The organism is Mesorhizobium muleiense (genome assembly GCF_900099905.1).
Lineage (GTDB): Bacteria > Pseudomonadota > Alphaproteobacteria > Rhizobiales > Rhizobiaceae > Mesorhizobium > Mesorhizobium muleiense.
The window spans coordinates 13,094-28,965 of the sequence record NZ_FNEE01000008.1 but is presented as its reverse complement, the minus strand read 5'-3'; the positions used below and the strand labels follow the sequence as shown (position 1 = coordinate 28,965).

The 15,872-nt window shown below is 53.7% G+C and carries 12 protein-coding genes and 4 pseudogenes; 13 read left to right on the top strand and 3 right to left on the bottom strand.

Features of this window, described 5'->3' with window-relative positions:
• Nucleotides 1-179 precede the first annotated feature (179 nt).
• Together BLT09_RS15945 and BLT09_RS34925 are read left to right on the top strand one after the other, a co-directional pair.
• Nucleotides 180-1,979: a hypothetical protein gene (locus BLT09_RS15945; protein ID WP_091594582.1), complete on the top strand. Its 1,800-nt coding sequence runs from the start codon at nucleotides 180-182 to the stop codon at nucleotides 1,977-1,979.
• Between the two features lie 99 nt (nucleotides 1,980-2,078).
• Nucleotides 2,079-2,387, top strand: a pseudogene (locus tag BLT09_RS34925) (DUF1499 domain-containing protein); the annotation flags it as partial.
• A 9-nt stretch (nucleotides 2,388-2,396) separates the two neighbouring features.
• Here BLT09_RS34925 and BLT09_RS15935 read toward each other — a convergent pair.
• Complete coding sequence (locus BLT09_RS15935; RefSeq protein WP_091594580.1) at nucleotides 2,397-3,305, bottom strand: MBL fold metallo-hydrolase; 909 nt, start codon at nucleotides 3,303-3,305, stop codon at nucleotides 2,397-2,399.
• Nucleotides 3,306-3,541: 236 nt separating this feature from the next.
• Between BLT09_RS15935 and BLT09_RS15930 the strand changes: the two genes are divergently transcribed.
• From BLT09_RS15930 to BLT09_RS33690, 11 genes and pseudogenes are all read left to right on the top strand, one after another.
• Nucleotides 3,542-4,126 (top strand): biotin transporter BioY, encoded by a 585-nt coding sequence (locus tag BLT09_RS15930; protein ID WP_091594898.1) that lies wholly within the window; start codon nucleotides 3,542-3,544, stop codon nucleotides 4,124-4,126.
• A gap of 415 nt (nucleotides 4,127-4,541) precedes the next feature.
• Entirely contained in the window at nucleotides 4,542-5,105 is a 564-nt protein-coding gene (nusG, locus tag BLT09_RS15925; RefSeq protein ID WP_091594578.1) for a transcription termination/antitermination protein NusG, read from the top strand.
• 346 nt (nucleotides 5,106-5,451) lie between these two features.
• On the top strand, nucleotides 5,452-6,678 hold the full coding sequence (locus tag BLT09_RS15920) for a sugar transferase (protein WP_091594576.1): 1,227 nt from the start codon (nucleotides 5,452-5,454) through the stop codon (nucleotides 6,676-6,678).
• Nucleotides 6,679-6,824: 146 nt separating this feature from the next.
• A pseudogene (gene gmd / locus BLT09_RS15915) lies at nucleotides 6,825-7,944 on the top strand (GDP-mannose 4,6-dehydratase).
• Nucleotides 7,941-8,708 carry a glycosyltransferase family 2 protein gene (locus BLT09_RS15910; RefSeq protein WP_139172607.1) on the top strand — a complete coding sequence of 256 codons (768 nt, stop codon included), beginning with the start codon at nucleotides 7,941-7,943 and terminating at the stop codon, nucleotides 8,706-8,708. The pseudogene gmd and the gene BLT09_RS15910 overlap by 4 nt, the downstream one beginning before the upstream one ends.
• The gene (locus BLT09_RS15905) at nucleotides 8,705-9,811 is read left to right on the top strand and encodes a glycosyltransferase family 4 protein (protein ID WP_091594570.1); all 1,107 of its coding nucleotides are present in this window, start codon (nucleotides 8,705-8,707) and stop codon (nucleotides 9,809-9,811) included. Before BLT09_RS15910 ends, BLT09_RS15905 begins: the two co-directional genes overlap by 4 nt.
• 12 nt (nucleotides 9,812-9,823) lie before the next feature.
• Complete coding sequence (locus tag BLT09_RS35825) at nucleotides 9,824-10,840, top strand: glycosyltransferase family 4 protein (RefSeq protein WP_091594568.1); 1,017 nt, start codon at nucleotides 9,824-9,826, stop codon at nucleotides 10,838-10,840.
• Nucleotides 10,837-11,781: a polysaccharide pyruvyl transferase family protein gene (locus BLT09_RS15895; RefSeq protein ID WP_091594566.1), complete on the top strand. Its 945-nt coding sequence runs from the start codon at nucleotides 10,837-10,839 to the stop codon at nucleotides 11,779-11,781. Before BLT09_RS35825 ends, BLT09_RS15895 begins: the two co-directional genes overlap by 4 nt.
• Entirely contained in the window at nucleotides 11,774-13,003 is a 1,230-nt protein-coding gene (locus BLT09_RS15890; protein ID WP_091594564.1) for a hypothetical protein, read from the top strand. The genes BLT09_RS15895 and BLT09_RS15890 overlap by 8 nt, the downstream gene beginning before the upstream one ends.
• A gap of 200 nt (nucleotides 13,004-13,203) precedes the next feature.
• Nucleotides 13,204-13,815 (top strand): class I SAM-dependent methyltransferase, encoded by a 612-nt coding sequence (locus BLT09_RS15885; RefSeq protein ID WP_091594562.1) that lies wholly within the window; start codon nucleotides 13,204-13,206, stop codon nucleotides 13,813-13,815.
• Nucleotides 13,812-14,921 (top strand): hypothetical protein, encoded by a 1,110-nt coding sequence (locus BLT09_RS33690; protein WP_139172605.1) that lies wholly within the window; start codon nucleotides 13,812-13,814, stop codon nucleotides 14,919-14,921. The genes BLT09_RS15885 and BLT09_RS33690 overlap by 4 nt, the downstream gene beginning before the upstream one ends.
• 310 nt (nucleotides 14,922-15,231) lie before the next feature.
• On the opposite strand, the pseudogene BLT09_RS35820 reads toward BLT09_RS33690, so the two are convergent.
• Nucleotides 15,232-15,467 (bottom strand): annotated as a pseudogene (locus BLT09_RS35820) (IS5/IS1182 family transposase); the annotation flags it as partial.
• Between the two features lie 71 nt (nucleotides 15,468-15,538).
• A pseudogene (locus BLT09_RS15870) lies at nucleotides 15,539-15,820 on the bottom strand (transposase); the annotation flags it as partial.
• Nucleotides 15,821-15,872 lie beyond the last annotated feature (52 nt).

Below are 15,872 nucleotides of genomic sequence, written 5' to 3'. Positions count from 1 at the left end.
TGGTAAGATCGCCACACGGAAGCAGAACTTATTTAGGATACCCGCGATCCAAGTCGAAAACCCTGCCTGTTACATCGTCGGCATCGGCGTCGACGACGCGGGCCTGGGTTTAAAAACCCAGGTTAGAGACGGGCGTTCACCCGGTGAATTGAATACAGCAAGACTGTCTGGACCCGTCTATGAGAACCAGCCGCCGTCTCTTTATTTCCGGAATCTCAGCGCTCGCAGCCGCGATAGTTACGCTGCCGCTATATTCCTGGCGGAAGCGAGAAAGCGGGTCGTGCCTGGGCGAAAGCCCCGCAACGGACATCAACGCCCGAGGCGATGTGCCGATCTATGCTACTGTCACCGGCATGTCGACGCTTTCGATTCCTGCAAACATCAATGCCCTTCGCGTAACCGGATACAGCGCCGTTGGGGATGGCGGCGGGGCGCTGTACAAGAAGGTGGGGTCTGAGCCGTCACATGCGGGGAAATTCCAGACCGAAGGCGGATTTTGGTGGGAGATTGCGGAGGGGCAAGACTCCACCGCGGATATGCTCGGCGCGGCGGGAGACGAGATCACCGACGATAGTGCGGCGGTGAAAAGCGCTATTGCTCTTCGCTCGGCCACCTCAAGACGCTATCTGGTCGCTTCCGTGAATACCTTTTGCAATGCTGAGATGTTCGAGCGAGTTATCGACTCCGGTGCCACGTCCAATCCTGTAGTAAACATCGTAAACGATACAGAGTTTTGGAAGTTGACCGGACGCGTTGAGTCAGTCGATGGCATAGGCATCAGGGACAATTCGAATGGTGCAAGCAAAATAATAATCAGCGGCGCGGATGTTATAGGTTCTTCCTATGGGCTTCTTTCTGACGATGCACAATCGACAGATTTGCGTGATGTCATAATCAGTACGTCTTTTATGTATTCGGATCGTGCCGACGTGATCGCGTTAAACCATTTTGATGGGAACGCACAAAACTTCATTGTGACTGGCAATATTCTCGGTACTGGGGTCGGGTCGACCTTTCCCGGCTCCGGATTCGGCTTAAGCGTAGCCGGTACGAAGGGTTGGCTCCTTGGCGATAGCATCATCAAGTTTAGTCGGAGCGAGGCCATCCACATTGAAGATGAGCAGCGAGAAGGCCAGATTTCGAACGTGACGGTGCGCGAAACAATCGATCATGGTCTTTATATTTCTCGTTCTGCAGAAAGCGGCGGCCAAGGTCCGTCGGACGGGATTAACGTCTCTAATCTAATCGTCAAGCACAATAAGGATCATCCCAATCATTCGACCGGCTCAAAGGTAGGTTTCTACGGTATCTATATTCTGGCCACAGAGCACGGCTCGGCGCCGGCATGCAATTTTTCGAATGTCCGGGCGCATGGTTTCGAGTACGGCTTCAACATTGGCGGAGGATCGGCCGTCGAAGTCTGCAACATCCAGAACGGCTATGCGAAGGACTGTGACTGTGCTGTCAATTTAGCGTTCGGCGCGACGGTGCGTGGAGAAATTTTGGCGACAGATTGTCCGACGCTTATCCGTTCGGGAAACAACAGCGAGATTGAAAGCGTGGTTACAAACACCGTTCCAAACGCTATACTCAATTACGTCGGCACGGCCACAAACAACGGGGTGCTTATCCGGCATCTTCAATTTCCAAAATTACTAACTCATAGGGGTGACGGGGCAGAAATATTCGATTTGATGGATATGCCTACAAGACTTATGGCTCGTATTTCAATTAGATTGAACAATAGAAATCATTCTTTCTATATGTGCTTGGACGCTAGGTTCAATGGGATGGATTTTGATATTACCACCGGCACAGACATCTCTTCGCACATCGGAAATTTTTCTGGCGCGACCTTGATGAACAATTCCGGGAAACTGGCGCTTCGCGTGACCAGCACAACGGCTGTGTCAGCAAAACGGCTGATCGTCGACATCAGAGGCGATATCTATTCCAGCAAAGATCTGCTTGCATATTGAACCGTATTGCCAATGGGCGCCGTCAGATAGAAGGCGGTTGGTCGCGGCGGATGGGCGCTTTTCGGCGGTCCTGCTCCTGACCGTTCTCGTCGGCCACGCCCATTCGATCGGGTCCTGGAAGCAGTCGAATCCGTGCTCGATCGTCGGGACTGGCAGCTTACGGCGCCGTTTCCCCGTGCGATCGGGCAAAGCGAGGTGACGATCAACGTCCTGGCCAGGAGCTTCATCCTCAGCCTTCCCGCCGACGTCGCCATCCGTGTGACCGACGATGGCGACGCGGCTATCGTCGACATGCGTTCGGCCTCGCGCTACGGACGCTACGACCTTGGCGACAATGCGGCCCGCATCGTGGATTTCCTAGCCGAGCTGGATGAGGAAGTCGCAGGCCAGGCCGGCACGGCCCCGGCCGCGTGGCGGCTACGCGATGGGCGCGAAAATGCCGTCGATCGCCGGGTCGCCGTCGGTGCTCACCAGGCCGCGCGCCACCAGGTCCTCGAGATGGGCAAGCACCGACAGTCCGGCCGCGCCGTGCAGGCGCGGATCGGTATCCCTGTAAATCGCCGCGACCATCTCCCTGATCGTCCGGTCGCCGCTTCTGATCCGCTCCAGGATCGCTTGCTCGCGCATCCTGCGATGCGACTTCAGCTCACGCATGAAGCTGCGCGGCGCTGTCACCGGCCCGCCATGGCCGGGCAGCAGCAGGCGGTCGTCGCGCTCGATCAGCCGATCCAGCGAGGCCATATAGTCGGCCATGGTGCCGTCCGGCGGCGCAACGATGGAGGTCGCCCAGGCCATGACATGATCGGCCGAGAACAGGATACCGCTTCCCTCCAGCGCAAAGGCGGCATGATTGGCGGTATGGCCCGGCGTCAGCACCGTTCTGATCGCCCAGCCGTCGCCGTCGACCACCATATCGTCGGCAAGCGCGAGATTCGGATTGAAGGCGGTGTCGGCGCTGGCGTCGAGCGGATTGATTTCGCCAATGCGCAGCGGCCTCGCCGGCCGATGCGGACCCTCGGCCAGGACAATCGCACCGGTGTGCTGCTTCAGCCGAACTGCCAGCGGAGAATGGTCGCGATGCGTGTGGCTGACGAAGATGTGGCTGACCGGCCTGTCTGCGATCGCCTCGAGCAATGTCCTAAGATGCGCATCGTCATCCGGCCCCGGATCGATCACCGCCAGCGTCTCGCGCCCGACGATGTAGCTGTTGGTGCCGTAGAACGTGAAAGGGCCGGGATTTTTCGCGGTGATCCGGAGCACGTCGGTTGCAACGGTCACGCTCTGGCCGTAGGCCGGTTCGAAGTCGGTGTCGAATTTCAGCGCCATGCCAATGTCGTTCAGTTCTGTTCCAACGCGTGTCGCGCAAAAGCATGCCCTTGACCCGAGGGTGTGCAGCGGTTTTGCGACAACGACATGCATAAAACAACAACCTGAAGCGCGTCGCATGAGCCGGTCGAACGCGACGCGCTTTAGAGGCGGCAAAACCGATTGCCGCATAGCATGGAAGCCAATATAGGAAAACGCAACGCCGCGATCTGCGGCAGTCCGCAATGAGGAAGACCATGGCAATTACAACGACGCCGCTTGTTTCTCTCGCTCTGCCTGAAAAGGGCGCAGCCCGCCTGGCGACGCAGCTTTTGCTGGCGATCGTTGGAACACTGGTGCTGACCTTGTCGGCCAAGACCAGGGTTTTGCTCGGGCCGGTCGACATCTCGATGCAGACCTTGGCCGTCTTTCTGATCGCCGCCGCATTCGGCATGCGCCTCGGCGTCGCCACGCTGCTTCTCTACATGGCGGAGGGTGCCATGGGCTTGCCGGTCTTCCAGGGCACGCCGGAAAAGGGCATCGGCATTGCCTATATGCTCGGCTCGACCGGCGGCTATCTCTTCGGCTTCGTGGTCATGGCGGCGATGGTCGGCTGGGCCGCCGATCGCGGCTGGGATCGCCATCCGGTCAAGCTTTTCAACGCGATGCTGGTTGCCGAAATCGTCATGATGGCGATGGGCTTTGCCTGGCTGGCGCTGCTCATCGGGCCGGAAAAGTCGTGGCAGTTCGGCGTCGTGCCCTTCATCGTCGGCGACCTGATCAAGGTCGGCCTGGCGGCGAGCCTTGTGCCCGCCGTCTGGTCGCTGCTCAAGCGCCCCTGAGCTCTGGTCGACGCAATCGCTGGCTGTAATCGTGGAATGATCCTGCTCAGCGACGGCTCGTCGGACTCGTCCATGCAGGGCAGACCATTGGCCGGCATCTGCTCGGCAACGCTTTGCTAACGGTACCGTCACACTATGGTCAAATCGACGGACTAAGGACCACAATAGCCAGCGATTCGTCCGAGCCAGTGTAACCGAGCGGCTACACATCGACGCAATCGGTCGATACCGCTGGTTGGGTGGCTAAAAAATAATGCAGCTCGATAGCTTGTTAGGCACAGCTAAAGTTAATGGACAAATAGCAGGAATATTTCGACGAACCGCCTTGATCCCCGCGACATAGCTGCTTGCGGTATCGCTGCGCTGTCGTAACCCTTGACATCGACCATGCCGAAGAGCGCCGAGAGCGAGACGCGTGATTAGCCCGAAAAAAACAAATGCTAAGGCGACTTTATCGTTGCAACGGCCCTCGGTCGGCGCCGCAGCACGCTGGTATGCCGCCAGCGTATTTCCGGGAAAAGAAAACGTCGCCGAACGGCATCTTCGGCTACAGGGGTTTCACCCGTTTGTGCCTCGCTGCGAGAAGACCATACGTCATGCCCGGCGCATAGAGACGCGACCGGCGGCCTATTTTCCAGGTTACATGTTCATCGCCCTCGATGTTGCGCTGCAGCGGTGGCGCTCGGTCAATGGAACGTTCGGTGTGCGCTCCCTCATCATGCAGGGCGAGCGGCCATTGCCGGTCCCCTCGGGTTTGGTCGAGCGGTTCATTGCCCTGACCGGCAAGGACGGCTTGCTTGATTTCAGCGGAGGCCTTACTGCGGGCGCATCGGTTCGGATTCTTTCGGGTCCGTTTGCGGAGATGATCGGTCGCCTTGACCGGCTTGATCCAGTCGGAAGGGCCCGGGTTTTGGTTGCCATTATGAGTGGCGAGATCCCTGTTGACATGGATTCTAAGGAACTCGTAGCCATCGCATAGTCGCAAATGGCTAGGCCCGGCGGCGCGATGTACATTGTTGTAGAAATTGGCTCTCGAGGTTTTCACCCGGGAGTGCGGTAGCTGTGTTGGAGCCGAAGGATGCCGGGGGAATGAATGGCGATTTTTGTTTCGGCTTGGTGTGTTCGTTTGCGCGCCGGGCTAGATAGATGGTTTCATTAGGCTGCCTTGCGCGGAATGGGATGCAGAACCTAACAATCAATCTCAGTGGTTGCATTGTGCGTCTGAGAATTCCTGGCTTGTTTACTGGCGACCCTCAGAGAGCGGCCTGACGAATTTGAACACCTCTAGCGTCAACCTTCCTAACCAAAGGCATCTCCTGCTTCGAATGCGCTTTCAGCTGCTTGGTGGACTAACCTTCGCGATCTTGGTCCCCGCCTTGATTCGCATGTCGTTTGATCAACAAGTAATTTTGCAATCGAACATGCAGGTTACGATTGGCGCGGCATTCATCGCCCACACAATGGGTTACTTGCTTTACAAGCGCATCGGCAATTTTCCGGGCGTGGCAGCGGCTGGTTACATCCTGCCCACCTTCGCCCTGACTTACGGCCTGGTGTTCGTCACCATCTTTTTTTTCAGGTTCGACTATAGCCGGTTCCAGGCCGCCGCGAGTTTCTTACAGTCGACATTGTGGTACTTTGGTCTGAGCTTGGCCACGCGACGGCTCGACCCATACCGGTTGGCAGTAATCCCCGGTGGGGACGTCGATAGGCTGGAAAGCATACCCGGCGTGAACTGGCACCGAATTCATTCGCCCGATACTATTGTCGAATATGCGAGCGGTGTGGTGGCCGATCTCCGTGCAGATCTTTCGGATGAATGGGAGCGGTATATTGCCGATCGCGCGCTCTCGGGAACGCCGGTTTACCATGTCAAGCAAATCAGTGAGTCGCTCACAGGTCGAGTGGAAATAGAGCACCTCTCCGAAAACACTTTGGGATCGTTGAATCCAAATCAGGGCTACTTGAAAATAAAACAGGTCATCGATTGGACCTCAGCGCTATTTGTACTTATTGTTTTCTCACCATTGCTTTTATTCGTAGCGGTCGCAGTAAAGATTGACTCAGCTGGACCGGCCTTTTTCAAACAAAAAAGGATGGGGTACAGAGGAAATATCTATGAGGTCTACAAATTTCGAACGATGAAACTCGGCGCCGCGGGTGGCGATGAAAAGGAAGAGGCCATCACAAAGGCCGGCGATGCGCGCATTACGCGCCTTGGGCAGTTCTTGAGAAAATCCAGGATTGATGAATTGCCGCAGGCCTTCAACATCCTGCGCGGCGAGATGAGCTGGATCGGACCGCGCCCGGAAGCACTCGTACTCTCTAAGTGGTACGAGGCCGAGCTGCCATTCTATCGATACCGCCACATCGTTCGGCCCGGCATTACCGGATGGGCGCAAGTCAACCAGGGCCACGTCGCGGCCGTCGACGATGTCCTGGAAAAACTTCATTACGACTTCTACTACATCAAGAATTTCTCCCCTTGGCTCGACGTGCTGATTGTGTTTCGCACCATCCGAACCATGCTGACGGGATTTGGTGCGCGTTGACAAAGTGGCAAAGGTCGCTAGTCGACACAGCCAAGCCGCCACTCACGAGCCTCACCATCTCCAGTTTTTGAAATGGGTATTGTGATGTCCAAAGCCACGCTGATCAGCGTTGAGAATTATCGTCGCATCGACTCCGGAGAAGCACAATGACCAGGAAAACCGCACTCATCACCGGCATCACCGGCCAGGACGGCGCCTATCTGGCGGAACTTCTTTTGGCAAAGGGCTACGATGTCCATGGCATCAAGCGGCGGTCGTCGTCTTTCAATACGGGGCGTATCGATAATCTCTACCAGGACCCGCATGAAAAGGACGTAAGGCTGTCGCTGCACTATGGCGACATGACCGACGCCACCAACCTCATCCGCATCGTTCAGGAAGTGCAGCCTGACGAGATCTACAATCTCGCCGCACAATCGCATGTCCAGGTGAGTTTCGAGACCGCGGAATACACAGCAAATGCCGACGCGATCGGCACATTGCGTCTCCTTGAAGCCATCCGGCTGCTTGGCCTGACAAAAAAGACCCGTTTTTATCAGGCATCGACTTCCGAGCTCTACGGCAAGGTGCAGGAGATCCCGCAGCGGGAGACGACGCCTTTCTATCCTCGCTCGCCCTATGCGGCGGCAAAGATTTATGCCTACTGGATCACCGTGAATTACCGCGAAGCCTACGATATTCATGCTTCCAACGGCATCCTGTTCAATCACGAAAGCCCGATGCGCGGCGAGACCTTCGTCACCCGTAAGATCACGCGCGCAGCGGCTGCAATCAGCCTGGGCCTTCAGGACAAGCTCTATCTCGGCAATCTGTCGGCTGAACGGGATTGGGGCCATGCCCGCGACTACGTCGAAGGCATGTGGAGAATCCTTCAGCATGAAGTGCCGGACGACTACGTTCTTGCAACCGGGGTGAAGAACTCGGTCCGCCGCTTTGTCGAGCTTGCATTCAGCGAGGTCGGGATGGAGATCGAGTGGGTCGGTTCCGGCATCGACGAAAAAGGCATCGACGCGAAATCGGGCGCCGTTCTGGTCGAGGTGGACCCGCGCTACTTCAGGCCGACCGAGGTAGAGCTTCTGATCGGCGACGCCTCGAAAGCGGAGCGCGTTCTCGGGTGGAAGGCGACAACGTCGCTCGCCACGATGGTCCAGGAGATGATCCAGTCCGACCTCGAAACGGTAAGGCGGGAAGCCGAACATCGGCGCCTCGATGAGGACCGCATTCGCGTTGCGGCACAGTAAGCGACGTTGGGCCGGGTCGACATGAAAATCTCGGTCTTGACCGTCTGTTGGAATTCCGCGGCGACAATCCGGCATACGATCGATAGTTTCCTGGCCCAGCATCATGGCGACAAGGAGCTGGTGGTCATCGACGGCAATTCTTCGGACGAGACGTTGTCAATTGTCCGGTCTTACCCACCGGACCAGATCCGGCTGGTCAGCGAGCCCGACAGCGGAATGTATGATGCACTCAACAAGGGGCTGCGTCTCTATACCGGAGACGCGGTAGGCGTGCTGAATTCAGACGATTGCTTTCACGATCGCACAGTGCTGGGACGAATATCCGCAGGGCTCGAGACAGCCGATATCGTGCATGGTGACCTGGATTTTGTCGAAGACCATCTGAGCAAGCGGGTCGTGCGCCGCTGGCGTGCTGCGGCCCGACCCGCCAAGGGCTTTCGGGCCGGATGGATGCCCGCCCATCCAACGTTCTACGTCAGACGGAAGGTTGCGGACGCGGTCGGTGCATTTGATCTCAGCCTCAAAGTGGCATCGGACTATGATTGGATGTTGAGAGCTGTTGAACTCCACGGATTTCAGACAGCTGCCACCAGCCACGTGTTGGTGGACATGATGGTTGGTGGGGCCAGCACGCGAAGCCTTGCCTCCCACATCGGGCACAATCTGGAAGCGCTGCGGGCACGCCGCCGCTGGCTCGGATCAGGTCTTGTCGACTACGCGCTAGTTGCGAAGCCGGCGCGCAAGCTTGGCCAATTCCTGTCAAAACAACGCGGCGAATCCAAAGTATGAAGCTCAGAAGAAGTAACAGTCCTTTTAATGTCGCTGATAAGTTGTTGCTTGTTGGCCCGTCACACAGTCCGGTCACTGGCCAATCCGCCATGTTTCAAGAGGCGGTAAACGTATTTCCAGGATCCAAGGTCGTTCGTATAAAAGGAACAACCAGTAAAGCGATAAGAAAACTTATTTTCGCAGGTGAATTCTTATGTTCGTACTTTCGTAAAGTTATTGAACCGGAAGTTGAAATTGTTTACGTGACTGTGTCGCGATCGTTGTCGGGCTTTCTAAGAGATTTTACTATTTATTCTATAGCCATAGCCTGCCGAAAAAAGGTCGTATTTCATTGTCATGGAGGAGATCTTGACCGGTTATTTAAAAGAAAAATATTTGGCCGAATTGCGTACTGTATATACAGGCGCGCGGACGTGGTCATTTTTTTGAATAGGTTCTCGATCCCGTCGGAAATGTCAAACTCCAGCAATGTCATGATCATTGACAACTGCTATCAGGGACTAAACGAGATAACGACGGACCAAGATCCCGCCAGCAAATGGACGAGAGCTTATCGCCGGGTTACCTACGTCGGGAACTTTATCCGCGAAAAAGGGCTGGATGATGTATTGGATGTAATAGAAAAGATTAGCGAAAGAGGATGCTCTTCAGATTTTCTGTTTGTTGCTGCTGGAAAATTTCTAAACGACCCCGATTTTGAAGCGGAGGTGCGGCTGCGGGCGGCGAAAATGAAGAATCTACGCTTGATCGCAAATCCTGAGAGAAGCCAGTTGGAATTAGAGCTAAGAGAAAGTAATTTTTTATTGTTTCCGTCACGCTACCCTTCGGAGTGCCAGCCACTTGTGGTCATAGAGGCTTTTGTCGCGGGGGTCATCCCACTGATTACCAATGTTAACGGCATAAGGGAGCAGTTCTCGGATTTCTCTTTTTTGGAAATACGGCCTCGCGATTCAGCCGCTGTAGCTGATATGTTGGTTGCTAATCTAAGGCACGATTTCTCTGAAATGACTGCGGTGAATAGAAATGCTGCGATTAGGAGGTTCTCTCGCGAAAAGTTCAGGGAATCTCTTGTAGATCTCATTAGTTCTCATTTGCGGAAGTGATCTTGTACGCTCATGGCTAAGACAGCGCCTCAGAAAATTGTTCGTATAATTGGGCTCAACCAGGGAGGTGGCGCGCGAATCCACTGTCGTCAACTGAACGATTATATTGAGGAGACCGGCCGTCAGACCGTGACGTTTATCCCCCCCTCCCCATTCAGTGATCCTATAACTAAAACTAAGAGTGCTAATAGTATATATATAGAACGTCTCAGGCTATTCGAGATATTTATATACCTTCTAAGGCATAGGTCAAATATTTCCTACGTTCATGTTCACTTAAAAAACGCAGTAATACTATTTTCATGGATGGCAATTTTGTTTAGGTTGCCACTTATTGTAACGGTTCATCAAGAAATAGTGTCAGGGAGCTTAAGGTCGTCGTTGAGCAACCGCGTGTATACGTTTTTTTTACGGCGTGCGACTTCGGTGGTATCGATTTCGAACTACATTAAGGTGCAACTGAATGCAATTGGCGTTAACTCTACTATGATATGGAATGCAAGCGAAGATGTTTTGCCGCAAACGCGGAAACGGGAACCTAATGACCACCGAACATTAGTGATAGGAGTTGTGGGTGAACTTACTGCTCGAAAGGGCGTGGAGGATCTATGTGAGTTGACCAAATTAGTGCCTCCTGAGTGTACCTTCGCTGTTTATGGCGTTGGCCCCCTTTCCTCAATCCTTAGTGGAGTCCGCGGCGTAGAATTGCGTGGCTATGAAAGCGATCGGTCAGTAATTTATTCATCAATAGACGTATTGTTGATGCTCTCTCATGGAGAGCCGTTTGGCCGTGTGCTGACGGAAGCAATGGCAAATTCGCTTCCTGTGATCGCAAGACACTCGGGCGGTGCGATCGAAGTGGTAGATCGAGAGTGGACATTTAATACGCTAGGTGAGTGCGCAGAGCTTGTCAGTAAGCTACGCTGTCGACGTGCGCGCTCCGAGGTGGGTGCTTCCAATAGGGAGAAGTTTACTTCGTTATTTAGCCTGGATGTTTTCTATAGGCGGCTGAAGGAGTTCGGAATATGATTGTCCACGCAGACCCGTCAATAGTTAGCGACAACACGGGTGATGTGATAATTTCCCATTACGCAAAAAATGAATTAAGGAGAATGTTTCCCAACGATCATATTGTGTCAGTGCCGACGCAAACGATGACGATCTCGAGGAGGCTAAACTCGCTTCTGTCGAATGCTAGGGCAATAGTTGTTGGGGGCTCAAACCTGCTAAGCGGGAGGTATCCACGTATTCGACAATGGGCAAATATGTCCATGTTCGCTCCGCATCGCGAAAAGGTGCACTTGATTGGTTGCGGATGGCACTCATACGAGAAAAGAAACCTTCCGTTCAATGGAGTACTGTTGCGTTCCGCACTTGGCAAAAACGGATTACATTCTGTCAGAGACGCTTATACAAAAAGCAAGTTAGCGGCAAATGGTATTCCAAGTTGGAACACCGGATGCCCTACAATGTGGGGTTTATCGGGTGAATACCCATCCAAATCCGAGGATAGCGTGGGTCGAATAATTTTCACTTTGACTCATTACAGAAAGAATGCTGCTCGAGATAAGGCACTTCTCTCGTATGTTCGTTCGCTAGGGAAAGAGATGTACTTCTGGCCGCAATCGCCTCAAGACACCCTCTACCTAAGGGAACTCGTCGGTAATGATAAGGTCTTTCGCGTTATTGGAGAGACAATATCAAGCGTCGAAGAGATAGCTGATGGGTCCGCAATATATATCGGAACGCGGCTGCATGGTGCGATTCATCTGTTGAATCGTTCGGTACCCGTGTTCGTAGCGGCAATTGACAATAGGGCGATTGAGATCGGACGCGACACGGGGTTGCCGCTGATTGACATAAGAAACCTCCCGGTTGGGTTTCCAACTGGGGCGGGCACTCACATAAGGATGCCCCAGGAGGAAATCGCGGCCTGGAAGAAGGCAGTTCAAGAGCGGATTGATGGTTAAGACATGGGCATACATTTTCGTAGTTAGCTGCCTCTTTCCCTATGTGGAAATCTATAATTTTGGAACAGATTTGCAGCCAACTGCCCTCGTATCTGGGTTTATATTCGTTGTATTAACTTATCTGTCACGAGGCGGTCTTGCACTCAGCAAGGTTGAGCAATTGTTTGTCCTTGTGACCTTTTTTACCTTTATTCTCATGTTGTTGGAGCTTCCAGATCCCTTAGCAATTAGGGGTTTTGTCACGTACTTAAGCTTTACTGTTGTTGTGATAGCAAGTAAGCTTTCACTAGATTGCGTTGCCAATATTTCGAAGATAGCATTTGCCAGCTCGGCAATTTACATAATTTGTGGCATTTTGCAGATTGTCGTCGATCCAAATCTGTTTGTTGGAATTGTACCGATCGAACGATCCGCGTATGGGTTAGGCGGGCGCGGTGTAGAGTCTCTAACGCCTGAGCCGACCTTTTTAGCCTTTCATTTGATACTGCTTTCTTTGGTGCGCTACCAATATGGGCGCAGAACATATCTAGAAATGATTGCCGTGGTATCTCTTTCCAGAAGTGCTTCAGGCGCTGCAACTTTGATGCCACTGCTTTTTAGTGCTCGGCACCGCCGCGTCGCTTTGGCATTGTCTGCGTTGATAGCAGTCGGCCTGCTGGCTAGTGCGCTAACTCTCGCAATACAGGGAGGAGGGCGCGTCGAGCGTATTGCCGCGCTGGTTGCCAACTCCGACATGGAGTCGCTGCTCAAAGATCAGTCAATCAACGATAGGCTGGGTAGCCTTGTCCTCTCGGCCACAAGCGTGTTTTTTGACGCGGGCGTTCCACATGGGTTCGTGAGTTGGCGTAACTATGTGGAACACAACGATTGGTATTATTCGACATTCACTTACATCAGCGGGTTTCACGGCCGTATACACTCGGGAATTGGCGCTGTGTTATTCGAATGTGGGGCGGTAGGTTTGGTGTTTTTATTAGCAATATTTGCGCAGGTTCGGCAGTTGGGCTTTATTACTCTTAGTGTCGTGTTTCTTTTGCTGTTGCAATCGACTCCTCTGGCTCAGCCGGTTTTTGCGTTTATTGTAGCGATGGGAATATTCGCAAAGGAGCACCGCTCATCTGTCGCTTTATCGTCTGCTGCAGCAAAGGCGTTGTCTAGTAGACAGAGGATTAGTCGACCAGGGCACCAGGTCAGAGACGGCATTCTACATGAACGCCTTTAGAGGGGCATCATGTTGTGGAAGGGTGCAGGCGTCGTATTGTCGGCCTCTCGTAAGGCGCTAAGGCCGATGACCCGCCATGCGTCGGTGCGCGAACCCGGTTGTGGTTCGGCAACAGTGCCGTCCCTAGAATGGGGGGGTGTTTTCGGCGAGGCCAACCCCTGTTTGATTTGCTCGCCGCCATTAAACTCGGGATGTAAAAAATGATTAAGGCGATATTCTTCAGAGCGCCAAAAGTTAACGCCGACAACGAACTACGCCGAATGCAAACGGACGAACTTGTGAGGATACTGGCACAAACGGAGTTTGCCGGAACCGCGTTGTCAGTAAGCGGATCGGCCCACCTGCTGCGGGGACTAAGATTTGAAGGTACAATAGAGGATCTTTCGTATCCAGAATACGACTGCCGGTCCATACCGCGTCCAGATGCGAGCTATAGTATGTATCTCTCGGATCAAGTTCTCGAGCATGTGGGTACACAACCAGACGTGGTTTTTTCTGAAGCGTTTCGACTCTTAAAAAAAGACGGCATCGCCATTATCTCCACCTGCCTACTCAACCCTATACACATGGCGCCGGCCGACTATTTGCGGTTTACTCCATACGGAATTCAGGAACTGGCGGAGCGCGCAGGCTTTACGACAATCCAGCATTTCACGATTGGCCATACAGGCGACTTCATAATGCAGCGTCTAGGTGGAGCTGGTATGGATTATACAAGGTTGGCGTCCGTTTTGACGCGGATTCTCGGTAGGGTCTTTCGTCGATCCGCGCACACCAATCCGATTATGGTGGGCGCAGTTCTTCGGAAATGAAAAAGCAGGTTTTATTTGCCGGATACAAATTTGGCTTTTTAGGTTTGAGTGTTCTCACACTCCAGTTAAACATACACTATTTTAGTCCAGAATACGTGCTCGAAATTTATAAAGCACTTAGCTTGTCGCTTATATTTACGACTTTCATTGATTTCGGATCGTCCAGGGCTGCTATATCGCGTGGCGCCCTACGCAGAACGTTTCCAATCGCCGGCATTAAGTCTGTGGCGCGGAACACTCTTTATCTCGGAGGATTGTCATTAATATTTGCGACGGTTTATGACATCGCGACCGGTGAGATTTACGCACTTTTCGCGACCACTATTGCGGTATTTACTTGTGCTTTCATCCCAGAAAAGCTGTCCGCCGTAAAATCTGGACGTGTGCTCTGGTGGTCCTTTGTCGATTCAATAAGTTCAATCGTTTTTACTGCAGCATCCATTATTTCGATATTTATAGGGCCTTTTCATTTCCACATCTGCATAGCGGTGTGCGCGGGATATTTAGCATATTACTATGTCTGTTCTGGAATAAAGGAAATAGTATCACGAAGGGCCCTGGGAGCATTCCTTGCTGCTAATCGTAAATCGATCCAATATGGTATGGAATCAATAATATCTACTGCAGTATGGGCTGCGTTTCTATGGATGCCTTCGGGCGTGAATGGCCAAGTCAGCCAACTTTTGGTTCACCGAGTGTTAAACCTGACGAGAGTATACGCATCCACGTCTGTAAATTCCATGCTATCGGACCCGGATTCGATTTCGGTAATCAATATCGTCAAATCAGGCATGATTGTCACGCCCTTGGGCTTAATTGCACTGTACGCTCTAATGAAAATTGGGCACGTCGAAGGGATCTGGCTCGAGATGTCCTTTGCTGCTCCCATGATTATTGGCACGGTTGTGTTTATTCTATCATCATGGACCTTGCTGTTCTTGGGAAAAAAGACGGAACGGCTCGTCTTGACACTAGCAGTAGCGTGCGGCGAGGTAGTGATTGTGATCGGCGATTTCAACTACCGACAATTCGGGACTGTGATACTGGTTTTCGGATTACTTGCGTTGATCCGCTGCCAGATGCTTCTTCGTCGTCGTGAACAATGAAGGCGGATCAGGCTTGCCCGGCGGTTTAGGCCCTGAACTTGTGGTGGGTGCGTTGGTCTTCTCCATGTGGGGGCATAATCGCTGCCATCGGATGGCCGTCATAAGGATTGCCCGGCAGTGCTTTGGTGTGCAGGGCGAACTGGCCGCTTTTTTTGAGCGCTGCAGCGCCGTAGCCAGCGAGACGCCGGAGGTCGCGTGCATCGGCAAGGGCAAGGCGCATGCCTTTACGAGTTCGGCGCATGCAGGCTGTATAGTAGAAATTGCGGCCGAGCTGGCGCTGTCTCTGCTCCAGAGCCGTCGTTGCCTGTTAGAGCGGCCATTCGAAGATCGTCTCGAGCTTCGTCTTCGCCGGCAATCTGGCGGGAGATGTCGCGAATGGGCCGGCCGAGACAGTCTTCAGCTTGGGCAGCGTTGTTGGCCTGCTTGAACTGCTTGGCGTGTGCATAACGCTGGTGCTGGATCAGCCAGCTTGCCGACCCCGACGTAGGTCTGCCGCAAATCCAGGCCCACTTGTCTGGCCAAGTGCCCCAGCCGTTCGCGTGCCCGGTCAGTCGTCGACCGTGAACAATCCGGGCGCTAAGCGGCGACCGACTTCGGCCGAAGTTGAAGCAGGGCGATCAAGAGCGACAAAAATCCTTCAGCCACCTGAGCAGGAGGGAGAAGTTGTAGCCGGCGGCGGCCAGGATGGCGTTGAGGGCGGCGCCCTGCTGGCCGGCGAGGTAGTTGCGGCCCATTCTGTGTTCGCTCTTGATGTGGCCGATGACGGGCTCGACCGCCGACCGCCGCCGCATCTGGCGCTTGATGGCTGGGGTGACGCGGCGCTTCTGGCCGGCGGTGAAGACCCTGAACTTGTGGCTCTGCGGTGCGTTGTGGCCGCGATAGCCGGCGTCGGCGAGGATGCCTCGAACAACCTCCTGACTGAAGCGTGATAGACGCGCTGCCGTAAGGCGA